The organism is Streptomyces triculaminicus (assembly GCF_017349075.1).
In the GTDB taxonomy this organism is placed as follows: domain Bacteria; phylum Actinomycetota; class Actinomycetes; order Streptomycetales; family Streptomycetaceae; genus Streptomyces; species Streptomyces triculaminicus.
In genome coordinates, this window is record NZ_JAFMOF010000001.1 from 467,738 (window position 1) to 489,555 (window position 21,818).

Here is a 21,818-nt window from a genome sequence, read left to right on the forward strand (position 1 = left end):
CGGCCTCGCCCCCTTCACCCGCTTCTCCCGCCTCACCGGTCGATCTCCTCGAACAGCGCCTCCCACCGGTCCAGCACCGCCGGGAGCGCCAGCGGCGCGACGTGCTCGCGCGCTGCCCGCCCGTAGCGCTCGCGCAGCGCGCCGTCGGCCATCAGCTCCTCCAGCGCCACGGCGAACGCCGCCGTGTCGCCGTGCGGGACGAGCGTGCCCGTGCGGCCGTGCGCGACGAGCTCGCGTACGCCGCCGGACAGGTCGAAGCCGACGCAGGGCACCCCCGCCGCGGAGGCCTCGGCCAGGGCCATGGGGCGCCCCTCGCGTTCACTGGTGAGGGCCAGGACGGACAGCTCGCGGTAGGCGGCGGCCATGTCGCGGACGCTGCCCCGAAAGCGCACCCGGTCGCCGATCCCGCGCCGGACGGCCCTCTCCCGCAGCTCCGGCTCGAGCGGGCCGTCGCCGAAGAGGTGCAGCTCCCACCCGTCGTGTCCGGCGCAGGCCGTGGCGAAGGCGTCGATCAGCCGGTCCAGGCGCTTGACGGGATCGAGGCGGCCGACCGCGCCGACGCGCCGGGTGTCCAGGGGCGCGGGCGCGAGGGGGGTGAACGGCAGCGGGTTGGGCATCACCCCGGCGTTCGGCAGCCTCCGGCGGCGGAACTCCGCCGCGTCCGCCTCGCTGAGGAACAGCGCCTTCTCCAGCTCCGGGTAGTGGCGCAGGATCAGCTGGAGGTTGACGGACGAGCGGGCCTGCAGGAAGGACTCGTGATACTGGCCGATGGCCCGCAGCCCCGGCGGCCGGGGCACGGCCTCGAGCCAGACCGCCGCCCAGGGCGAGCCGATGACGACATGGCCCTCCCGCGCCGCCGCGAAGCGCCGGACCAGCCGCCGCCGGGCGCGGTCGCGCTCGGTTCGTTCGGCGTGGGCCTCACGCAGCCGTGCCGGGTTCAGCCGCTCGGAGAGCGAGGCGGCCTGCCAGGGCGAGGGCGCCGGTGTGCGGTAGAGCGTGGTGCGGCGGTACGCCGGGTCGGCGACGTAGGTGTGCGGTTCGAGGCTCGGCCGGATGCCGATCAGCTCGACGGCGTGGCCGCGCTCGGCGAATCCCTGGGCGAGGGTGTGCAGCACCCGCTGGGAGCCGCCCATGGAGTCGACGTCGATGCCCACGAGGAGGAGGTCGCGGCGGCTCATCGGGAGCTCCCCTCGAAGAACAGGTCGACCACGGCCTTGCTCGCCCGCCCGGTCTCCAGCGGGTTGAACCTCTCCTGGAACGCGGCGTGGGCCCCCGCCCACTGCTCGCGCACCGCCTTCAGGTCCTTCAGCGCCGCGGCCAGTTCGCCGGTCGTGGAGAGCATCGGCCCGGGGGCGATGTCCGCCAGGTCGTAGTACGTGCCGCGCGAGACGGAGCGGTAGTTCTCGTAGTCGTCGGCGTAGAGCAGGATGGGGCGGCCGAGGTTGGCGTAGTCGAACATCACCGACGAGTAGTCCGTCAGCAGCGCGTCGGAGGCGAGCATCAGGTCGTTGAGGTCGGTGAACTCGCGGCCGTCGCGCACCGCGTGCCCCAGCTCGCGGGGCACCGTGAAGCGTTCGTAGTAATGCGGGCGGACCACGACCGTCCACGCGTCGCCGACCTCCCGGGCCAGCTCCGCCAGGTCCACCCGCACCGACTCCCCGCTGCCGCGCGCCCCGTCGCGGAAGGTGGGGGCGTACAGCAGCACCGCGCGCCCGTCCGGGATCTGCAGCCGCTCGCGGGTGGCGGCGGCGCGGTCGCGCTGCTCGGGGTCGTTCCACCGCACGAGCACGTCGTTGCGGGGCAGGCCGGTGCGCAGCAGCTTGCCGCTGTACTCGTTGGCGCGCACGAAGGTGCGCTCGAACTCCTCACTGGGGGCGATCAGCGCGTCCCAGCGGTTCACCATCTCGCGGTGCTGCCGGCGCCGTTCCGGGGCGGCGAGGCGCAGCTCGGGGATGTCGAACCCCATGTGCTTGAACGCCTGGCCGTGCCAGGTCTGCAGATAGCGGGTGCCGGGCCGCTTGGCGAAGAGCGCCGGGAAGCCGTGCGAGTCCACCCAGTACCGCGCGCGGGCGACCGTACGGACGTACTCCCAGCTGCCCCGTCTGATCAGCTCCACGCCGTCCGGGTAGGAGGAGGGGCTGCCCGTGTACGACCACACGGCGCGCAGCGGGAGGCCGCGCCGGCACAGTTCTTCGTGGATGTAGCGGGGGCTGTCGGCGTAGCCGCGGCCCTCCAGGGCCTCGAAGACGACGAGTTCGTCGTCGATGGGGAGCTTCTGCAGCTCGTGGTAGGCCAGGGCCTTGGCGCGGGGGCCGGTCATCCTGCGGGTCAGCCGGCGGGCGCCGCGGCTGACGGGGGTCAGGTGGGGCGCGGCGGCCTCGGCGCGGCCCAGGGCGCCCGCACGCTCCCAGGTGAGCTCGAGCCGGCCCGCGCCCCGCCCCTCGCACGCCGCCCGGATCTCGTGCCTTCCCGCCCGGACGCGCAGCGGGGTCAGGCCGGCGGGGGCCAGCAGCGGGTCGGTGCGGGTCAGCCCCAGCCGGTCCAGTGTGATCACGGGGTGGCGCCGGCCCCGGAATCCCTTGAGCCCCATGGGCACCTGGGACAGATCGAGCTCGACGTCGGCGGTCCGCACCGCCGGTCCCCGCTCCGCGCCGGGAGGGTCCTGCGTGGGGGCGTACCGGAAGGGCACCGCGAGCGGCTCGCCGGCGGCGGCGACGCGCAGCTCGGCCGTGACCGGCACCCGGCCGGCCAGCAGCCGGGCCGGGTCGTACGTGCTGACGGCGATCCGCAGCCGGGCGCCGGCCCGCTCGAGCGCGGTCACCTCGTGCCGCAGCGGGCCGGTGGTGAACGGCTGCTCGCCGAGCCGCCACGCGCTGATGTCCAGCGCGGCGGCGGCTCGCGCGTCCTCGGGCGGTGTCCGGCCCCAGAAGGTGCGTCCGGTGTCGTCCACCACAACGTGGCGCGGGGCGAGCCGGGGGCGGTCGAGGGTGCGCGCGCATTCGGCGGCCTCCTCGAGCCGTCCCCGCGTCAGCAGGTACTGGCAGATCCGCTGTTCGCGCGGGAGGGCCTCGAAGGCCTCGGCCGGAATGCCGGCCAGATAGGGGGCGACGGTGGCGGCGAACTCCTCGGTCCACCGCGGGTCGCGGAAGGGCAGGTCGCCCAGGTGGAGACGGAGGTCGTGCCTCAGGAACTTCGCGTCCTTGGCCGGCCTCAGGTCGGCGTTGCCCGTCTCCTCCAGGAAGTCGTCGACGAGCCGGGCCGCCCGGATGCGGTCCGCCACGTTCTGGATCTTGTGCCGGCTGGAGGAGATGGACGGCCCGGCCGCTGGGTCGCCGGCGAGCCGCCAGGTGTAGACGGGCCAGGGCACCACCGCGAAGGCGCGCGCCAGGGTGAAGGCCTTGGCGGTGAACAGCTGGTCCTCGTAGTGCAGGTCTTCGGGGAAGCGCAGGCCGTGCCGGTCGATGAAGTCGGCGCGGTAGAGCTTGTTGGTGGAGAGGCTGTCCGTGAAGTACTCGGGGGCCGCGCGGACGCCCTCGACGACGCGGACGTCCTCGAAGAGTTCGGGGTACCACAGGCCCGTGGTTCCGGTCTCCTCGAAAAGGCGGGTGACTTCGCCGGTCACGAAGTCGGCGCCGGTCTCCTCGGCGGCCAGCAGCAGCGATTTGCAGGAGTGGTAGGGGAGTTCGTCGTCGCTGTCGAGGAACATCACATAGGGCGCCCGGGCCGCGGCGATGCCGGCGTTGCGCGGTGCGCCGCACCCTCCGCTGTTCGACGCGAGCCGCAGGCCGCGCACCCGGAGGTCGGAGCCGGCCAGCTCCCGCACGACGGACGGCGTGGCGTCCGTCGAGCAGTCGTCGACGACGATCACCTCGAGGTGGCGCAGCGACTGTCCGAGCACCGACCGGACGGCGCGCGGCAGCCTCGGGGCATCGTTGTAGACGATCACCACGACGCTGACGTCGGGAGTGCCGGCAGCGGCGGCGGGGAAGGCTTCACCGGCGGGGGGCAGGGGCTCGGCCGTGGCGGGCATACGATCACCTCACTTCCGGTCGGGCAGCGACTCGGCGGCGTCGGCGGTGGCCGACTGTCGATACTTAGAGTAATCACCGCTACGCACAGTAACCAAACCCTCGATCCGCCCGCGGTTTTCTCCCCGCCAGGCCGCCAGCGCCAGCACCGCCGCCAGGCCGCCGAACATCACGATGTCCTTGAACGCGTGCCGCTCCGCCGAGTCCAGCCCCGGCCACGGCACCCCGCCCAACTGCGGCACCAGCGGCATCCAGAACCACACCGACCGCACCACCGCCCCCGCACCACCACCGACGCCACCAGCGACGGCACGACGACCAGCGCGTAGTTGAGGAACGACGGCCGCGACACCACGAACGCCGCCAGCATCAGCAGCGCCCCGCTCCACCAGCCGGACCCCGGCTCACCCCCGCCCCGCCACCGCAGCCCGGCGCAGTACAGCACCGCCACCGCCGCCAGCACGGCCAGGGCGAACGCCAGCGACTGCGGCACCCCCAGCCGGGGCAGCACGGACGGCCACGCGGCGTCGTACGGGCGCGCGTAGGCATCCTGCCCATGCAACAGGAACGGCAGCGTCCGGGTGAGGAACAGCCCGGGCCGGGGCATCGCCGAGGCCGCCGCCAGCGACACCCCCACCAGAACGCCCACCGCCCACCCCAGCGCCCGCCACCGCCGGGCCAGCACGAACAGCAGCAACAGCGGCACCAGTATCGGCTTGAGCGCGATCGCCGCCCCCACCACCGCGCCCGCCGCGCTCCACCGCCCCCGCCGCGCCAGCAGCAGCGCCGCCGGGAAGGCGACCACCGAGGCCGCCGTCCAGTTGCCCAGGAAGACCAGGCTGTGGAACGGCAGGAACAACGCGATCCCCACCGCCACCGCCGCCGCCAGCCGGCTGTCGGCCCGTACGCCGAAGATCCGCAGCGCCAGCACCGCCCCCACCGCCACCAGCACGCCCGTCACCACCGGAACGGCGTAGAACAGCACCCGCTCGGAAAGCACCGTCTGGGGCAGCGCCGCGAAGACGGCACCCGGCAGATACAGGAACCGCCGGTCCGCGTACGGCGAGCCGCCCTCGAGCAACGCCCGGGCCGCGCGCACGACGACCGCGTTGTCGATGCCGATGCGGTCCTTGGCGTACGGGCGGATCGAGCTCAGCGCGAACAGCAGCACCGCGGCCGTCAGCACCGGCCACGAGGCCCTGGCGCGCAGCAGGCGGCCCAGGCCGTCCGGACGCCCGGAGGAGGCGTTCGAGGAAGCGTTCGAGGGGGCGCTCACCGCTCCACGACCTCCAGCAGCGCGAACCCGCCGGGCCCCCGGGCCGTCGCCCGCAGCGCCGGATCGCCGGGCGGCAGGCCCGCTCCGCCGTTCTTCTGCAGCACCCATCGCACGCCGTACTCCTTGAGGATGCCGAGCCGTTCGGCCCGGGAGGTGGCAGGGGTGAAGTAGCGCCGGGTGGCCTCCCGGCGCCGCTTCTCGTCGGGGAGGAAGGCGTCGGGGTAGGCGGGCGCCACCGTGTACGGGCCGTAGGCGGGCAGCGTGCGCAGCGCGTAGTAGTCGTCGGTCATCACCGTCGCGCCCTTGGGCACCTTCGCCGCCGCCCAGCCGAACCGCGGCCAGAGGGCGACGGACGGCACGTCGCGCAGCCCGGGCGGAACGGCGTCCTCGCGCAGGACGTACGCCAGCACGCCGGCCTGCGTCCACGCGCCCGCCAGCAGGGCCGCCCCGGTCACCGCGGCCGGCACCCACCGCCGTCGGCCGGCGCCGCTCGCGGCCGTCTCCGCCACCTCGACCGCGAGCGCGAGCTGGGCGGAGATCAGCACCGCCGGCAGCACCCGCCCCCACGCGTAGTGGCCGCTCACCCATCCGGCGGCGAAGGCCACGGTGCCCAGGACGAACAGCAGAGCGAGCGGATCGCGGTGGTCGCGCCGCCACCGCACCGCCAGCGCCACCACGCCCAGCCCCGCCAGGCAGAACTTCTGCGCCAGATGGCCGTAGAGCGGCCGGTGGATGGCGTCCAGGCCGCCCCCGCCGGCCAGCGCGAGGAAGGGGTAGTACGGCCAGCACAGGAGCAGCGCCAGCGCCAGCGCGGCCCCGGCGGCCAGCCTCCGCCGCACCGCCGTGCCCGGCCCCGGCCGCGCGCCCAGCAGCACGGCCGTAGCGCCCAGCACCGCGACCGCTCCCGTGAACTGATGGCACAGCAGCACCCCGGCCAGCAGCACCCCCAGCCCCAGGAAGCCCACCGGCCCCCAGGCCTGGGCCAGGGCCCGCCGCAGCAGCGCCCACAGATGGAGGGCGAGCCCGAGGGCGAAGGTGCTGGGATAGGCCAGGGTCAGACAGAGAGAGGTGAGGCCCGGCACACCGCTCCACGCGAACAGCCGCACCCCGTACAGCAGCGGCACGCACAGCAGGGCGAGCGGCACCGCCCCCCGCCGGCGGCTGAACGTCCGTACGAAGGCGGCGGTCCCGGTGCCCAGCAGGACGAGGCCGGCCAGGGCGGCCAGCCGCAGCACCGCGAAGGTGCTCCAGCCCCCCGCCGTGGCGACCAGCGCCAGCGAGACCGTCCAGGGCGAGTAGTACGGGCTGTCGGTGTCCTCGTCCACCAGGGGGTTGCCCGGATGGACGAGGTCGGCGCGCAGCCGCTCGAGGACCGCCCCGTGCATGCCGAGGTCGCCGGACCACGGCAGCCGCACCACCATGAGCAGCAGCAGGACCGTCAGCAGCACGACGCCGACGGCGGCCGACCGCCACAGCGCGGCGCGCGCGGCGAGAGGTGGGGCGGTCCGGGTCACGGGTCAGCGGGCGCGCTTGCCGGGCTTCGCCGCGCGCAGCGCCTTCGAGCGCAGCCGCCAGGGCATGGCGACGGACTCGAGCTGGACCGCCAGGTTCATCTTCGACTCCCCGGCGGCACGGTCCTCGAAGTGGATCGGCACCTCCATGACGGTGAAGCCGTCCCGCAGCGCGCGGTACTTCATCTCGACCTGGAAGCTGTAGCCGGCGCTGTCGAGGGAGGCGAGGTCGATGGCGCGCAGCGCCTGTGCGCTCCAGAGGTTGAAGCCGCCGGTGATGTCGCGGACGCGGGTGCCGAGGATGCCGCTGGCGTAGGCGTTGGCCCAGCGCGAGAGCAGCTTGCGGTGGGTGGCCCAGGCGTCGGAGAGCGTGCCGCCGGGCACGTACCGGCTGCCGACGACGACGTCCGCGCCGGTGGCCAGGGCGACGCCGAGCATCTCGGCGATCCGGTCGGCGGGATGGCTGCCGTCGGCGTCCATCTGCAGGACGTAGGCGGCGCCCTCGGTGACGGCCCGGCCCATTCCGGCGGCGTAGGCGCGGCCGAGGCCGTCCTTGGTGGTGCGGTGCAGGACGCCCATGCGGGTGCGGCCGAGTTCGTTGTACTTCTCGGCCAGCTGTTCGGCGATGGTGCCGGTGCCGTCGGGGCTGTCGTCGTCGACGACCAGCAGGCTCAGGCCCGGCAGCGGCAGGGCCATCAGCGCCTCGGCCATGGTGGGCAGGTTCTGCGCCTCGTTGTAGGTCGGCATCACCACGGTCAGGGGGGTGCGGCCCCATTCCGCGGGGAGCGGTGTCGCGGGGGCGGTGCGGTGGTGAACGCTCATGGGCAGCGGTTCCTTGTCGGTACGACCGGCGGAGAAGACCACGACCGGTGGAGGGCGGGCGGGAGCGGGGGTCACACGGCGGAGAAGCGGATGGCGGCGTCGGGGATGGCCGTGCCGCACCAGATGCGGGCCCCCTCGCGCAGTTCATTGTCCGCGCCGATCCGGGAGTGGTCGCCGATCACCGCGCCGTCGAGCACGGTCCGCGGGCCCACCCGGGCGCGGCTGCCGACCATGGAGGCGCGCACGCGCGCGTCCGCCTCGATGCGGGCGCCGTCGAGGACGACGGACCCCTGGACGTCGGCTCCGGCCGCGATGTGGGCGCCGGATCCGACGACGGTGCCGCCGCCGATCCGGGCGCCGGGCTCGATGCGGGCGCCGGGCAGCACGAGGTGTTCGCCGGGCTCCCCGGGGACGGCCGGGGAGCGGACGACGCCGCGCACGAGGTCGGCGGAGGCCTGGACGAAGGAGGCGGGGCGGCCGACGTCCAGCCAGTACGAGGCGTCGACCACGCCGTGCAGCAGCGCGCCGTCGGCGAGCAGGCCGGGGAAGGTCTCGCGTTCGACGGAGACCGGGCGGTCGCCGGGGATGGCGTCGATCACCTCGCGCCGGAAGGCGTAGCAGCCGGCGTTGATCTGGTCGGTGACGATCTCCTCGGGCCGCTGCGGCTTCTCGGTGAAGGCGAGGACCCGGCCGTCGGCGTCGGTGGGCACGAGCCCGTAGGCACCGGGGGACGCCACCCGCGTCAGGTGGAGGGTGACGTCGGCCTGCGCCCGTTCGTGGCGCAGGAGCAGGCCGCGGATGTCGAGGCCGGTGAGGATGTCGCCGTTGAGGACCAGGACGGGGTCGGAGGGCCCGGAGGTCAGCGCGCGGGCGGCGTGGCGGATGGCGCCGCCGGTGCCCAGGGGCTCGTCCTCGGTGACGTAGGTGAGCCGCAGGCCGTGGGCGGAGCCGTCGCCGAAGTAGGGCTCGAAGACCTCCGCGAGGTAGGAGGTGGCGAGCACGACGTGGTCCACCCCGGCGGCTCTCGCGCGGGCCAGCTGGTGGGCCAGGAAGGGCACTCCCGCCGCCGGGACCATGGGCTTGGGCGTGTTGATGGTGAGCGGCTGGAGCCGAGTGCCCTTGCCGCCGACGAGCAGTACCGCCTCTGTCATGCCAGTTCCTCGCCCGTTGTGGTCGCCTCATCGCAGTGCGTCTTTTTTTGCGGCAATTTACACTACAATCGGTTGTCTGCGTGAAATGTCCGCTAGGCGTGGCGACCGTATCGGGAGAAGCCCTTGCGACCGACACCATCGAGAGGGACGAGAGGGAGAGCGACGAGAGGGGCACGCGCGCGTGGCCGCGGCCGCCTGCTGGCGCTCGTTCACGAGTTCGCGAAGTTCGGCACGGTGGGCGGCCTGGGGATCTTCGTCAACCTCGGCGTCTTCAACATCTGCCGCGGGGCCACCGGACTGCCGGTGGTGCGCTGCAGCGTGATCGCGACCACCGTGGCCATCGCCTTCAACTACCTCGGCCTGCGCTACTTCACCTACCGGGACCGCGACAAGAGCCACCGCAGCAGGGAGGTCTTCCTCTTCGCCGCCTTCAGCGGCGTCGGGCTGGTCATCGAGAACGGCATCCTCTACGCCGCCACCTACGGCTTCGGATGGGCGAGCCCCTTCCTCAGCAACGTCTTCAAGTTCGCCGGCATCGCCACGGCCACGCTGTTCCGCTTCTGGTCCTACCGCGCCTGGGTGTTCCGCGCCCTGCCCGGCCACGTCCCGCGGCGGGCGTCCGAGCACGACGGCGCGGCCGGCGACGGTCACGGCGAGCCGTCGAACAGCACGAGCAAACCGGCCGCGTACCAACCCGAGACCACCGCACCTCCACCGTAGAGACAGCACCGCACCCCAAGCGGAACACGCGCGAGCGGCCTGGCCACCAACAGCAGCAGAACCGGCAGGAACGGCAGCATGAAGCGTGGCTTGGAGAACTGCGAGCCCGGCGTCCCCATCATCAGCAGCCAGGCCGCGGCGACCAGCGCGGCCAGCTGCCACGGCACGCTCCGGTCCAGCGCCAGGGCCAGCGCCCCCACGGCCGTCAGCAGCACCACCGCCACCACGGCCACATGCCGTACGTCCTCGGCCTGCCCGTCGCGGTGGAGGAAGACCTCCCACAGGAACCCGACCGTGCCCGCGCCGAAGTCGAAGGACTGACCCCAGGCCCGCTCCGCCTCGAACCAGCCGTCCCAGCGACCCACCCTGCTGCCCAGGAACAGCCACCCGGCCACCAGCCCCAGCGGCGCCAGCGCCAGCGCCGCCCACGGCCGCCAGCCGTCCCGGCCCCGCAGCACCGCCCAGCCCGCCGCCAGCGCCAGCGTCGCGATGAGGACCGTGGCCGTGGGTCTGACGGCGCCGGCCAGCGCGCACAGCACGCCGGCCGTCAGCCAGCGGGCCGCCAGCAGGGCCACCAGGGCCCACACCAGCAGCGCGCTGAAGACCGCCTCCGAGTACGGCACCCACAGCGCGAAGGCGTACGGCGAGCAGGACCACAGCGCCACGCACGCGTACCCGGCGCCCGCGCCGCCCCCGGCCGCCCGTACGAGCGCGAACACCCCGGCCGCGGCCGCCGCGGCGGCGCACCAGGAGACGAGCACGCCCGCGTACGCGTAGGGAAGCGCGGTCAGCAGGTGTGCGGCGCGGATGAGGGCCGGCACGAGCGGGAAGAAGGCGAGCCGGCTGTACGCGGGCGTCCCGTCGGGGCGGTAGACGATGGCACTGGGGTAACCGCGCTCGGCGACGCGCAGGTAGTGGCCGCTGTCCCAGCGGTACAGCACCCAGCGCACCCCGTGCCCGAGGTGGTGGCTGACCAGCAGCAGGACGGCGAAGCCGACGGCCGCCACGGCCAGATGGAGGGCCACCGCGACGGCCGTCTCGCGACGGGCGGGGAGGGATACGAGCCGTGACGGGCGGGAAACGAGCCGTGGAACGACTGCCATCCGTCTCTCTTAGCATGCGAAAGGGGCGACTCCGGGGGTTTTCCCCGGAGCCGCCCCTTTCATACCGATGCGGAGGCCGCGCCTCAGCCGTGGGTGCGCAGCAGCGTGCGCATCGTGCGCATCGCCACCGACAGGTTGGCCAGGTCGAAGGCGTCCGAGCCGCGGATCTCGTCCAGCGTCGTGCGCGCCCGGGTCAGGATCGCGGCGTTGCGCTCCTCCCACTCCACGAAGCGCTCCTCCGGGGTGGAGGCGCCGTTGCCGGCCGACAGGACCTCGGCGGTGAGCGCCGAGTGGGCGGCGTAGAGGTCCTCACGGATGGAGGCACGGGCCATGGACTGCCAGCGGTCGGACCGCGGCAGCTCGATGATCCGGTCCATCAGCTGGGTGATGTGCAGCCGGTCGGCCAGGTCGTAGTAGACCTCGGCCACGTCCAGCGGCTGCTTGCCCGAACGGTCGGCGGTGGCGACGACGTCGAGCGCCGGGAAGGCGGACGAGAATCCGGCGACCTTGACCGCCAGCTCGTCGGGCACCTCGGCGGCGACGAGCTCGTCGTGGATGGACTGCCACCACTCCATGTCGGCGCCGCGCAGCAGCTTGGGCAGCTCGGCCCAGACCGCGTTCACGCCGTCGCGGAAGAACTCGATGGTCTCCGCCAGCTGCAGCGGCTGCGGCCGGTTGTTGAGCAGCCAGCGCGTGCCGCGCTCGACCAGACGGCGCGAGTGCAGCCGCACGCGGGTCTGGACGTCGGCGGCGACCTCGTTGTCCAGCGCCTCGACGGCGTCCCACACGGCGTTGAGACCGAAGATCTCGCGGGCCGCGGTCTGCGCCCGGACGATCTCCTCCAGCGAGGCCCCGGTCTCCTCCCGCAGGCGGTGCAGGAAGGTCGAACCACCGGTGTTGACGGTGTCGTTCACCAGGACGGTGGTGATGATCTCGCGGCTCAGCGCGTGGCTGTCGATCTGCTCGCCGAACGACTGGCGCAGCGCCTGCGGGAAGTAGGCGTAGAGCAGTCGCTGCAGGTACGGGTCGTCGGGCAGCTCGGTGGTGAGCAGCTCCTCGGCCGTGGTGATCTTGATGTAGGCGAGGAGGACCGCCAGCTCGGGCTGGGTCAGCCCGCGGCCGGCCGACAGCCGCTCGCGGATCTGCCGGTCGCTGGGCAGGAACTCCAGCGCGCGGTCCAGGTGGCCGTCGCGGGTGAGCCTGCGCATGATCCGCTGGTGGGCGTGGAGCAGGCTGGGGGCCTGGGCCACGGCATTGGCCAGGGCGACGTTCTGCGCGTAGTTGTTGCGCAGCACCAGCTCGCCGACCTCGTCGGTCATCTCCGCCAGCAGCTTGTTGCGCTGCTTGACGGTCATGTCGCCGTCGATGACGAGGGCGTTGAGCAGGATCTTGATGTTCACCTCGTGGTCGGAGGTGTCCACGCCGGCGCTGTTGTCGATGGCGTCGGTGTTGATCCTGCCGCCGGTGGACTCCGGTCCGCCGGTCAGCGCGAACTCGATGCGGCCGAGCTGGGTCAGGCCCAGGTTGCCGCCCTCGCCGACGACCTTGACCCGCAGGTCCTGGCCGTCGACGCGGATGGCGTCGTTGGCCTTGTCGCCCACGTCGGCGTGCGACTCGGTGGACGCCTTGACGTACGTGCCGATGCCGCCGTTCCACAGCAGGTCGACCGGCGAGCTGAGGATGGCCTTCATCAGCTCGGCGGGGGTCATCTTGGTGACGCCCGGCTCGATGCCCAGGGCCTTGCGCACATGGGCGTTGACCGGGATCGACTTGGCCGTGCGCGGGTGGATGCCACCGCCCTGCGACAGCAGGGAGGTGTCGTAGTCGGCCCAGGAGGAGCGCGGCAGCTCGAACAGACGGCGGCGCTCGGCGTAGGAGACGGCCGCGTCCGGGGTCGGGTCGAGGAAGATGTGCCGGTGGTCGAAGGCGGCGACCAGGCGGATGTGCTCGGAGAGCAGCATGCCGTTGCCGAACACGTCACCGGACATGTCGCCGACGCCGACGACCGTGAAGTCCTCGGTCTGGGTGTTGTGGCCCAGCTCGCGGAAGTGGCGCTTGACCGACTCCCAGGCACCGCGGGCGGTGATGCCCATGCCCTTGTGGTCGTATCCGGCCGAGCCGCCGGAGGCGAAGGCGTCGCCGAGCCAGAAGCCGTAGGACTGCGCGACTTCGTTGGCGATGTCGGAGAAGGTCGCGGTGCCCTTGTCGGCGGCGACGACGAGGTAGGTGTCGTCCTCGTCGTGGCGGACGACGTCCTTGGGCGGCACGACCTCGCCGCCGACCATGTTGTCGGTGATGTCGAGCAGGCCGGAGATGAAGGTCTTGTACGAGGCGATGCCCTCGGCCAGCCACGCGTCGCGGTCCACCGACGGGTCCGGCAGCTGCTTGCCGACGAAGCCGCCCTTGGCGCCGACGGGCACGATGACGGTGTTCTTCACCATCTGCGCCTTGACCAGGCCCAGGACCTCGGTGCGGAAGTCCTCGCGCCGGTCGGACCAGCGCAGACCGCCGCGCGCGACCTTGCCGAAGCGCAGGTGCACGCCCTCGACACGCGGGGAGTAGACCCAGATCTCGAAGGCCGGGCGGGGCGCCGGCAGGTCCGGGATGGCCTGCGGGTCGAGCTTGATCGACAGGTACGGGTGCGGGGCGCCGTCGGCGTCGCGCTGGAAGTGGTTCGTGCGCAGCGTGGCCTTGATGACGGTCAGGAAGGAGCGCAGGATGCGGTCCTCGTCCAGGCTCGCGACCTGGTCGAGGGCACCGTCCAGCTCCTCCTCCATCCCGTCGATGAGCTCGTTGCCGGCGCGCTGGAGGGCCGGGGACATCCGGGCCTCGAAGAGGTTGACCAGCAGCCGCGTGGTGTGGACGTTGTTGCTGAGGGTGTCTTCCATGTACGCCTGGCTGAAGGTCGTACCGGCCTGCCGCAGGTACTTGGCGTACGCCCGGAGCACCATCGCCTGCCGCCAGTCGAGGCCGGCCCGCAGCACGAGGTTGTTGAAGTTGTCGTTCTCCGCGGCGCCGGTCCACACGGCCGCGAAGGCCTCCTGGAAGCGGGTGCGCGCGTCGTCGCCCACGATGTTGTCGGGCAGCCGCAGCCCGAAGTCGTAGATCCAGGCGGTGGCCCGGTCCGAGCAGCGCAGCTCGTACGGGCGCTCGTCGACGACCTCGACGCCCAAGCGGTGCAGCACCGGCAGGACGGCGGAGAGCGAGACCGGCTCGCCCGTGCGGTAGATCTTGAAGCGGCGCTCGCCCGGCTTCGCGCCGACCGGCTCGTACAGGCTCAGCTCGAAGTCGCGGTCGCCTCCGGCCGCGGTCAGCTTCTCCAGGTGACCGAGGTCGGAGACGGCGCCGCGGGGGCTGTGGTCCGCCTTGTAGCCCTCGGGGAAGGCCTGGCCGTAGGTGCGCAGCAGCTCGGCGGCGCGCTCCTCGCCGACCTCGGCGGTCAGCGTCTCGGCGAAGCCGTCGGCCCAGGAGCGGGCGGCCTCCACCAGGCGCTGCTCGATGCGGTCGGCGTCGGCGTCGGTGAGGTCGGGCAGGGTGGCGCCGGGCTCGACGCGGACGACGAAGTGCAGGCGGGAGAGGACCGACTCGGTGTTCCAGGCGGTGAAGTCGACGCTGGAGCCGCCGAGCTCCTCCTTGAGGATGTCGATCAGGCGCAGCCGGACGCCGGTGGTGTAGCGGTCGCGCGGCAGGTAGACCAGGGCGGAGTAGTAGCGCCCGTACTCGTCGCGGCGCAGGTACGACCGCAGCCGGCGGCGCTCCTGCAGGTAGAGCACGCTGGTGGCGATGGACCGCAGCTGGTCGGTGTCCGTCTGGAACAGCTCGTCGCGCGGGTAGGTCTCCAGGATCTGGAGCAGGTCGCGGCCGTCGTGGCTGTCGGGGCGGAAGCCGGCGTCGTCCAGGACCTGGGCGACCTTGCGGCGGATGACCGGGACGCGGCGCACGGACTCGGTGTACGCGGCGGAGGAGAACAGGCCCAGGAAGCGGCGCTCGCCGGTGACGTTGCCCGCGGCGTCGAACTTCTTGACCCCGACGTAGTCGAGGTAGGAGGGGCGGTGGACGGTGGCGCGGCTGTTGGCCTTGGTCAGCACCAGCAGCTTGTGCTCGCGGGCCTTGGCGCGGGCGTCCGCCGGCAGCCGGCTGAAGGAGGGCGAGGAGGGGCGCGAGAGCGGCGCGTGGTGGCCGTCGTGGTGCCCGTCGGGGGTGTGGGAGGGGTCGGAGCGCAGGATGCCCAGCCCGGTGCCGGGAACGGCCGTCAGGACGTCCTCCTCGCCGCCGCTGGTGGCGACCTTGGTCAGGTCGTACTCGCGGTAGCCGAGGAAGGTGAAGTGATCGGCGGCGAGCCAGCGCAGCAGCTCACGGGCCTCGTCGAGCTCGGTGCCGGGGATGTCGTTCGTCGGCTCGTCGGCGAGGCCGTCGGCGATGCGCAGGGCGGCGTCGCGCATCTTGCCCCAGTCCTCGACGGTCTCGCGGACGTCGTTGAGGACGCGCAGCAGGTCGGCGGCGATCTGCTTGAGGTCGTCGCGGTCGGTCTCGCGGTCGATCTCGACGTGGATCCAGGACTCGACGAGCGCGTCGTGCGGCGCCTCGGTGTCCGTGCCCGTGCCGTGGGCGTCGCAGGCGGAGCCGAGGACCTCGAGCAGGCGGCCGGTCACGTCGCGGCGCACGATCACCTGCGGGTGGATGACGACGTGGATGCCGCGGTTCTGCCGGGAGAGCTCGTTGGTGACGGAGTCGACCAGGAAGGGCATGTCGTCGGTGACGACCTCGACCACGGAGTGGCTGGACGTCCAGCCGTTCTCCTCCACGGTCGGGGTGTGGACGCGCACGTTCGCGGTGCCCTGCGGCCGCTGCTCGGCCAGGCGGTAGTGCGACATGGCCGCGCCGTAGATGTCGACCGGATCCCGTCCGGTGAGGTCCTCGGGCGCGGTGTGCAGGTAGTAACGCTGGAGGTAGGCGGTCATGGTCTCGTGGTCGACCCCGCCCTCACCCTGGGGTCCGGCCGGGCGTGGGCCCCCGGCCGATCCGGTTTCAGCGACGCGGGCCGCCCGCTCGAGCAAATCGGCCTTGGCTTCGTCCAGCTTGGTCTGCATGTCCTCTGGCTCCTGTCGCGCGCCGTTGCGAGACATAGGTGGTGATGGCTTCACGCCGTGACCCGGAGTCTCCGGTCGTCTTCGACGTTATGCCGGGATGAGGGGTGACCGGGACGTTCTCGATGAAGTTCGTGTGAAGCGCCCGGTTCCGGGGACCAGCGGCGGCCCGGGAGCGGTGGCATCCCGGGCGCAGGGCAGGGGCGACGTCGCCCCTGCTGGATATCGCGCTGATCACCTGGTAAGGCTATCGCTCTTCCCCCCGAAAACGTCACGAGCCGCTTTCGTACAAATCCGGGGCCCGAACTTTGACGCTCTGGACAGCGACGACTCACCCGACGAGACGCTCGGCCTCCGCGACGGCCTCCGCCAGACTGTCCACAACCGGGACACCGGCCTCCGCCAGACTCTCGCGGCTGTGCGAACCGCCCGTGTACAGCACGGCGTGCGCACCGACGTGGGCCGCCGCCACGGCGTCGTCCACTGCGTCGCCGATGACCACCGTGCGGCGGGCGCTCACCCCGTCCAGGCCGGCTATGTGGCGGGCCATGTGCTCCGCCTTGCTGCCGCCGGACGGGCCCGTACGTCCGTCCACTCGGATGAACCGGCGCTCGATGCCGAAGCCGCGCACCAGCGGCAGCAGGTCCTCGTGCCCGTACATCGACATGATCGACTGCGTGCCGCCCGCCTCCTGCCAGCTCCGCAGCAGCGACTCGGCCCCGTCCGCGAGCGCGCAACGTATGAGGTGGTCCCGGTAGTACCGCTGGAAGACCAGGTCCATGTGGTCCCACTCGGCCGGGGTGGGAAGGCGGCCCATCAGCCGCTCGTAGAAGCGCGGGATCGGCACGCAGTACAGCTCGCGGTAGCGCGCGAGGGTGATGGGCTCCAGGCCGATCTCGGCGAAGGCGGCGTTGCTCGCCGATATCACCGCGTCGATGTCGTGGAAGAGCGTGCCGTTCCAGTCCCAGACGAGGTGCGCCGGCCCGTCCCCGTTCACGGCCTTCACGGCGTTCACGGTCTTCACAGCGCCCTCGGCCGCGGCAGCGCTTCCAGCGTCTTCTACGTTGTGCGTCCCCATGCCCAGACGGTACCCGGGGGCTGTGACAACCCCCGGACCGGTGTCAGATCAGGTTCGGGATCTCCTGCACGCCGAACCACATCAGGTCGTGGTCGTCGGCGCCGTCCACCGTGAACTGCGCGTCGTCGTCGCCCCGGTCCGCCGCGCCCAGGGCGGCGGCAGCGGCGGTCACGTCCTCCTCCGCGTCGTCGGAGTCGACGTGCACGGCCGCCGCCTTCCGCAGCGGCACCGGCTCGGCCAGCCGCACCCAGCCGAGCGCCGACTGGTCCAGGCCCCGCTCCGGGTCGATGGTCACGGCGCCGTCCGGCACGTCCACGGCGACGACCACCCGCCGGCGCGGGGCCCGCGGGTCTGCGGCCAGCCGGCGCAGCGAGCCCTGGGCGGCGCGGCCGAGGGCCGCGTACTCCAGCTCCTCGATGTCCTCCGAGACGTACCACTCGCGCAGGGCGGGAGTGACGGCGTAGGCGTCCAGCGGCGCCGGGCCCAGCTCGCCCGCCTTGTGCGCCTCGGCGAGGCCGGGGAGGGTCAGGGGGACGTAGACGCGCATGACCGCCGCTTTCCTGGGTGACTGAGGGCTTACGAACAGTGCTGCCAGCATACGGGCGCGAGTCCCCCTTCGAAGTGCCGGTCACCCCCACGGTCCGGCCCGTCGGTCACCGGGGTTCCCGGCCGCACCCGCGCGACACGGCCCGCCTCCCCGGATAGGTGAACCCCGCCCGCCGCGCCGTCGCCCGCGCCGCGTCCTTGCCGTCCCCGCGAAGGCGCCGGTAGAAGATCCACGACCGACCTACCGCCCGGTACGACGCACCGGGCCCGGGCACCGCGGGGGCGAGAGATGCACAGGACGAAGAGCGGCCTCAGGAACGCGCCGCCACGCCGGCCGGACACCCGGCGTACGGACACCCGGCGCCCGGCCGACGGGCCCGCCGCCCGCCGCCGCGAACGCGAGCGGCACCCCGCTACTGGTTCGCCGAGCGCCTGCTGCTCACCCTCAGCGGGCAGCGCCCGGTGCACTGGATGCTCGGCTACGCCCTCGGCCCCGCCTACGACCAGCTGACCGAGCTGGCCCCCGGCGCGCCCCTGCGCCCCGAGCCGCCGGGCGGCGCCACCCCGGTCGTACGCCGCTGCGACGAGTTCCGGCCCCGGCCCGGGGTGATCGAGGCGTACGCGCGGATCGCCTCCGGCGACCGGCTGCAGGCGCTGGCCTTCCGGCTCGAGCACTGCCCCGACCTGCGCTGGCGGTGCTCGGCCGTCGAGCTGGGCGGGGCGCGGCGGCCATGACGCGGGGCAGCGCGGCCATGCGGTGGTCCGCGGGCGGGGGGGGAGAACGCCGGAGGGGCGGGACACCCGTGGTGTCCCGCCCCTCCGCGCCCGCCGGTGCGGACTACTTCTTGCGACGGCGGCCGCCACCGCCACCGCTGCGCTGCGCCTTGCGGCGCTCGGCGCGGGTCAGGCCGTCCGCCTCGGAGCGGTACTCACCCGGCTCGTCGTTGGCGAAGTCGCCCTCGACCACGCCGCCCTCGCCGTCCACGGTAGGGGCGGAGAAGTGCAGCCGGTCGGGCCGCTGCGGGGCGGCGAGGCCCTTCGCACGGATCTCGGGACGGGCGGCAGGCACGGTGTCCTGGACCTTCTCCAGCGACGGCCGCTCGGCCTCGTCGACCGGGACCTCCTCCAGCTGCTGGTCGACCTGGACCTCCAGGTTGAACAGGTAGCCGACGGACTCCTCCTTGATGCCCTCCATCATGGCGGTGAACATGTCGAAGCCCTCGCGCTGGTACTCCACGAGCGGGTCCTTCTGGGCCATGGCCCGCAGGCCGATGCCCTCCTGGAGGTAGTCCATCTCGTAGAGGTGCTCGCGCCACTTGCGGTCCAGGACGGACAGCACGACGCGCCGCTCGAGCTCGCGCATGATGTCGGAGCCCAGCTGCTCCTCGCGAGCCGCGTACTGCTCGGCGATGTCGTCCTTGATGGACTCGGCGATGAACTCGGCGGTGATGCCCGCGCGGTCGCCGGCGGCGTCCTCGAGCTCCTCGATGGTCACGCGCACGGGGTAGAGCTGCTTGAAGGCGCTCCACAGCCGCTCGAGGTCCCACTCCTCCGCGAAGCCCTCGACGGTCTCCTGGCGGATGTAGTCGTCGATGGTGTCGTCCATGAAGTGCCGGATCTGCTCCTGCAGATCCTCGCCCTCCAGGACGCGGCGGCGCTCGCCGTAGATGACCTCGCGCTGGCGGTTGAGCACCTCGTCGTACTTCAGGACGTTCTTACGGGTCTCGAAGTTCTGCTGCTCGACCTGGGACTGGGCGGAGGCGATGGCGCGGGTGACCATCTTGTTCTCGATCGGCACGTCGTCGGGGACGTTGGCCATGGCCATCACGCGCTCGACCATCTGGGCCTTGAACAGGCGCATCAGGTCGTCGCCCAGCGACAGGTAGAAACGGGACTCGCCGGGGTCGCCCTGACGGCCGGAGCGGCCGCGCAGCTGGTTGTCGATGCGGCGGGACTCGTGGCGCTCGGTGCCCAGGACGTACAGGCCGCCCAGCGACTTGACCTCCTCGAACTCCTCCTTGACCGCGGACTCGGCCTTCTTGAGGGCGTCGGGCAGCGCCGCCGCCCACTCCTCGACGTGCTCGACCGGGTCCAGGCCGCGCTGGCGCAGCTCCGCCTCGGCGAGGTCGTCGGGGTTGCCGCCGAGCTTGATGTCCGTACCACGGCCGGCCATGTTGGTGGCGACCGTGACGGCGCCCTTGCGGCCGGCCTGGGCGACGATCGACGCCTCGCGCTCGTGGTGCTTGGCGTTGAGCACCTCGTGCGGGATGCCGCGCTTGGCGAGCTGCTGCGAGAGGTACTCGGACTTCTCGACCGAGGTGGTGCCGACCAGGATCGGCTGGCCCTTCTCGTGCTTCTCGGCGATGTCCTCGACGACGGCGGCGAACTTCGCGACCTCGGTGCGGTAGATCAGGTCCGACTGGTCCATGCGCTGCATGGGCCGGTTCGTCGGGATCGGCACCACGCCGAGCTTGTAGATCTGGTGGAACTCGGCGGCCTCGGTCATGGCCGTACCGGTCATGCCGGACAGCTTGCCGTAGAGGCGGAAGAAGTTCTGCAGGGTGATCGTGGCGAGCGTCTGGTTCTCGTCCTTGATGTCCACCCCTTCCTTCGCCTCGATCGCCTGGTGCATGCCCTCGTTGTAGCGGCGGCCGGCGAGGATACGGCCGGTGTGCTCGTCGACGATCATGACTTCGCCGTCCATGACGACGTAGTCCTTGTCCTTCTTGAACAGTTCCTTCGCCTTGATGGCGTTGTTCAGATAGCCGACGAGCGGGGTGTTGACCGACTCGTAGAGGTTGTCGATGCCCAGCCAGTCCTCGACCTTGGCGACGCCGGCCTCGTGGATGGCGACCGTGCGCTTCTTCTCGTCGACCTCGTAGTCGCCGGTCTCCTCGATGCCCTTCTGCGGGTTGGCGGGCTCGCCCTTGGTCAGCCGGGTGACCAGCTTGGCGAAGTCGCCGTACCACTTGGTGGCCTGGTCGGCCGGACCGGAGATGATCAGCGGCGTACGGGCCTCGTCGACCAGGATGGAGTCGACCTCGTCGACGACCGCGAAGTTGTGGCCGCGCTGGACCAGCTCGTCCTGCGACCAGGCCATGTTGTCGCGCAGGTAGTCGAAGCCGAACTCGTTGTTCGTGCCGTACGTGATGTCGCAGTTGTACTGTTCGCGACGCTGCGCCGGGGTCATGTTGGCGAGGATGCAGCCCACCGACAGGCCGAGGAACTTGTGCACCCGGCCCATCAACTCGGAGTCGCGCTCCGCGAGGTAGTCGTTCACCGTGATCAGGTGGACGCCCTTGCCGGACAGCGCGTTCAGGTACGCGGGGAGGGTACCGACGAGGGTCTTGCCCTCACCGGTCTTCATCTCCGCCACGTATCCCAGGTGCAGGGCGGCACCGCCCATGAGCTGCACGTCGTAGTGACGCTGACCGAGGACGCGCTTGGCGGCCTCGCGGACGGTCGCGAAGGCCTCGGGCAGCAGGTCGTCCAGGCTCTCACCGTCGGCGTACCGCTGCTTGTACTCCTCGGTCAGGCCACGCAGCTCGGCGTCGGAGAGGTTGAGGAAGTCCTCTTCGATGGAATTGACCTGGTCCGCGATGCGGTGCAGCTTGCGCAGGATCTTGCCTTCTCCTGCACGCATGATCTTGCCGAAGACGGACACGTAGGCTGGCTCCTTGCCGGTCGGGCCTGGGCACGGTGGGGTGCGCGGGCACGACGGGACAGTCCCCGCCGCAACGGCCATCGTAAGCGAGGACCCCGCCGCGCCGGGAGGTCCGTCGCCACCCAGGCCGGGTGTCACCCACAGGGAGAACGAACGGCGCTCCCGGAAGGTGCCGGGCACCGATATTCGGACGCCGTTCCGCGGGCTCCTCTCTACACTCCGGCCATGGAGCCCATACAGCTGACCACCGAACGGCTCGTGCTGCGCCCCTTCACCCCCGCCGACGTGCCCGCGGTGCACTCCGCCTGCCAGGACCCGGACATTCCGCGCTACACCCACGTGCCCTCCCCCTACTCGCTGGAGCACGCCCGCGCCTTCGTCGAGGAGATGTCCCCGAACGGATGGCGCGACGACTCCATGTACAACTTCGGGCTCTTCGGCCGCGACGACGACCGCCTCGTCGGCTCCATGGGCCTGCACCGGCTCGCCGAGCTCCGCACCCCCGAGCGGCAGGCGGAGCTCGGTTACTGGACCGCCAAGGAGGCCCGCGGCCGCGGCCACACCGTGGAGGCGGCGCGCGAGGTGATCCGCTGGGCCTTCGAGGACCTCGGCGTCGAGCGCCTGGAGTGGTACGCCGAGGCCGGGAACGAGGGCTCGCGCCGTGTCGCGCTCAAGGCGGGCTTCCGGATGGAGGGGATCCAGCGCGCGAAGATCCACCACAACGGCACCCGCCGCGACGCCTGGACCGGATCCCTCCTCCCCTCCGACCTCGGGATGCCGTCGCCCACGCCCTACCTGCCCTTTCCCGAGCGCGGCTGATCTTCCCGGCGGC

General features: G+C 72.3%; 15 protein-coding genes. 3 read left to right on the plus strand and 12 right to left on the minus strand.

The window, feature by feature from the left end:
• Nucleotides 1–32 precede the first annotated feature (32 nt).
• The 7 genes from J1792_RS02255 to manB all read right to left on the minus strand — a co-directional run bounded on the left by J1792_RS02255 (nucleotide 33) and on the right by manB (nucleotide 8,788).
• Nucleotides 33–1,178, minus strand: coding sequence for a glycosyltransferase (locus J1792_RS02255; protein WP_207246580.1), 1,146 nt, complete (start codon nucleotides 1,176–1,178; stop codon nucleotides 33–35).
• On the minus strand, nucleotides 1,175–4,030 hold the full coding sequence (locus tag J1792_RS02260; RefSeq protein WP_207246581.1) for a bifunctional glycosyltransferase/CDP-glycerol:glycerophosphate glycerophosphotransferase: 2,856 nt from the start codon (nucleotides 4,028–4,030) through the stop codon (nucleotides 1,175–1,177). The genes J1792_RS02255 and J1792_RS02260 overlap by 4 nt, the downstream gene beginning before the upstream one ends.
• Before the next feature lie 9 nt (nucleotides 4,031–4,039).
• Nucleotides 4,040–4,198 (minus strand): hypothetical protein, encoded by a 159-nt coding sequence (locus tag J1792_RS02265; protein ID WP_207246582.1) that lies wholly within the window; start codon nucleotides 4,196–4,198, stop codon nucleotides 4,040–4,042.
• Nucleotides 4,198–5,304, minus strand: a complete 1,107-nt coding sequence (locus tag J1792_RS02270; protein WP_207246583.1) for a glycosyltransferase 87 family protein — start codon at nucleotides 5,302–5,304, stop codon at nucleotides 4,198–4,200. The genes J1792_RS02265 and J1792_RS02270 overlap by 1 nt, the downstream gene beginning before the upstream one ends.
• Entirely contained in the window at nucleotides 5,301–6,818 is a 1,518-nt protein-coding gene (locus tag J1792_RS02275; RefSeq protein ID WP_307842886.1) for a hypothetical protein, read from the minus strand. The genes J1792_RS02270 and J1792_RS02275 overlap by 4 nt, the downstream gene beginning before the upstream one ends.
• Nucleotides 6,819–6,821: 3 nt before the next feature.
• Nucleotides 6,822–7,637 carry a polyprenol monophosphomannose synthase gene (locus J1792_RS02280; RefSeq protein ID WP_207246584.1) on the minus strand — a complete coding sequence of 272 codons (816 nt, stop codon included), beginning with the start codon at nucleotides 7,635–7,637 and terminating at the stop codon, nucleotides 6,822–6,824.
• Between the two features lie 71 nt (nucleotides 7,638–7,708).
• On the minus strand, nucleotides 7,709–8,788 hold the full coding sequence (gene manB, locus J1792_RS02285) for a mannose-1-phosphate guanylyltransferase (RefSeq protein ID WP_207246585.1): 1,080 nt from the start codon (nucleotides 8,786–8,788) through the stop codon (nucleotides 7,709–7,711).
• A 198-nt stretch (nucleotides 8,789–8,986) separates the two neighbouring features.
• Between manB and J1792_RS02290 the strand changes: the two genes are divergently transcribed.
• Entirely contained in the window at nucleotides 8,987–9,508 is a 522-nt protein-coding gene (locus tag J1792_RS02290) for a GtrA family protein (RefSeq protein ID WP_086574225.1), read from the plus strand.
• On the opposite strand, the gene J1792_RS02295 is transcribed toward J1792_RS02290, so the two are convergent.
• The 4 genes from J1792_RS02295 to J1792_RS02310 all read right to left on the minus strand — a co-directional run bounded on the left by J1792_RS02295 (nucleotide 9,436) and on the right by J1792_RS02310 (nucleotide 17,323).
• On the minus strand, nucleotides 9,436–10,611 hold the full coding sequence (locus J1792_RS02295) for a hypothetical protein (protein ID WP_143587841.1): 1,176 nt from the start codon (nucleotides 10,609–10,611) through the stop codon (nucleotides 9,436–9,438). The two genes, J1792_RS02290 and J1792_RS02295, sit on opposite strands and share 73 nt — an antisense overlap.
• Before the next feature lie 83 nt (nucleotides 10,612–10,694).
• Nucleotides 10,695–15,701 carry an NAD-glutamate dehydrogenase gene (locus J1792_RS02300; protein ID WP_207246586.1) on the minus strand — a complete coding sequence of 1,669 codons (5,007 nt, stop codon included), beginning with the start codon at nucleotides 15,699–15,701 and terminating at the stop codon, nucleotides 10,695–10,697.
• A 328-nt stretch (nucleotides 15,702–16,029) separates the two neighbouring features.
• Nucleotides 16,030–16,776, minus strand: a complete 747-nt coding sequence (locus tag J1792_RS02305) for an HAD family hydrolase (RefSeq protein WP_086574221.1) — start codon at nucleotides 16,774–16,776, stop codon at nucleotides 16,030–16,032.
• 43 nt (nucleotides 16,777–16,819) lie between these two features.
• Nucleotides 16,820–17,323, minus strand: coding sequence for a DUF6912 family protein (locus tag J1792_RS02310; RefSeq protein ID WP_086574223.1), 504 nt, complete (start codon nucleotides 17,321–17,323; stop codon nucleotides 16,820–16,822).
• A 470-nt stretch (nucleotides 17,324–17,793) separates the two neighbouring features.
• On the opposite strand from J1792_RS02310, the gene J1792_RS35675 reads away from it, so the two are divergent.
• Nucleotides 17,794–18,057, plus strand: a complete 264-nt coding sequence (locus J1792_RS35675; RefSeq protein ID WP_372446088.1) for an Rv3235 family protein — start codon at nucleotides 17,794–17,796, stop codon at nucleotides 18,055–18,057.
• A 103-nt stretch (nucleotides 18,058–18,160) separates the two neighbouring features.
• On the opposite strand, the gene secA is transcribed toward J1792_RS35675, so the two are convergent.
• Nucleotides 18,161–20,986 carry a preprotein translocase subunit SecA gene (gene secA, locus J1792_RS02320; protein ID WP_086566530.1) on the minus strand — a complete coding sequence of 942 codons (2,826 nt, stop codon included), beginning with the start codon at nucleotides 20,984–20,986 and terminating at the stop codon, nucleotides 18,161–18,163.
• Nucleotides 20,987–21,211: 225 nt separating this feature from the next.
• Here secA and J1792_RS02325 point away from each other — a divergent pair, with 225 nt between their 5' ends.
• Complete coding sequence (locus tag J1792_RS02325) at nucleotides 21,212–21,805, plus strand: GNAT family N-acetyltransferase (RefSeq protein WP_207246587.1); 594 nt, start codon at nucleotides 21,212–21,214, stop codon at nucleotides 21,803–21,805.
• Nucleotides 21,806–21,818: the final 13 nt, after the last annotated feature.

What these genes read in the sequence shown, in the direction of transcription:
- J1792_RS35675 (WP_372446088.1), top strand. Translation starts at nt 17,794, where the DNA reads ATGCTCGGCTACGCCCTCGGCCCCGCCTACGACCAGCTGACCGAGCTG.
- J1792_RS02310 (WP_086574223.1), bottom strand. Translation starts at nt 17,323, where the DNA reads ATGCGCGTCTACGTCCCCCTGACCCTCCCCGGCCTCGCCGAGGCGCAC.
- J1792_RS02280 (WP_207246584.1), bottom strand. Translation starts at nt 7,637, where the DNA reads ATGAGCGTTCACCACCGCACCGCCCCCGCGACACCGCTCCCCGCGGAA.
- J1792_RS02305 (WP_086574221.1), bottom strand. Translation starts at nt 16,776, where the DNA reads ATGGGGACGCACAACGTAGAAGACGCTGGAAGCGCTGCCGCGGCCGAG.
- J1792_RS02295 (WP_143587841.1), bottom strand. Translation starts at nt 10,611, where the DNA reads ATGGCAGTCGTTCCACGGCTCGTTTCCCGCCCGTCACGGCTCGTATCC.
- J1792_RS02325 (WP_207246587.1), top strand. Translation starts at nt 21,212, where the DNA reads ATGGAGCCCATACAGCTGACCACCGAACGGCTCGTGCTGCGCCCCTTC.
- manB (WP_207246585.1), bottom strand. Translation starts at nt 8,788, where the DNA reads ATGACAGAGGCGGTACTGCTCGTCGGCGGCAAGGGCACTCGGCTCCAG.
- J1792_RS02300 (WP_207246586.1), bottom strand. Translation starts at nt 15,701, where the DNA reads ATGCAGACCAAGCTGGACGAAGCCAAGGCCGATTTGCTCGAGCGGGCG.
- J1792_RS02255 (WP_207246580.1), bottom strand. Translation starts at nt 1,178, where the DNA reads ATGAGCCGCCGCGACCTCCTCCTCGTGGGCATCGACGTCGACTCCATG.
- J1792_RS02265 (WP_207246582.1), bottom strand. Translation starts at nt 4,198, where the DNA reads ATGTTCGGCGGCCTGGCGGCGGTGCTGGCGCTGGCGGCCTGGCGGGGA.
- J1792_RS02260 (WP_207246581.1), bottom strand. Translation starts at nt 4,030, where the DNA reads ATGCCCGCCACGGCCGAGCCCCTGCCCCCCGCCGGTGAAGCCTTCCCC.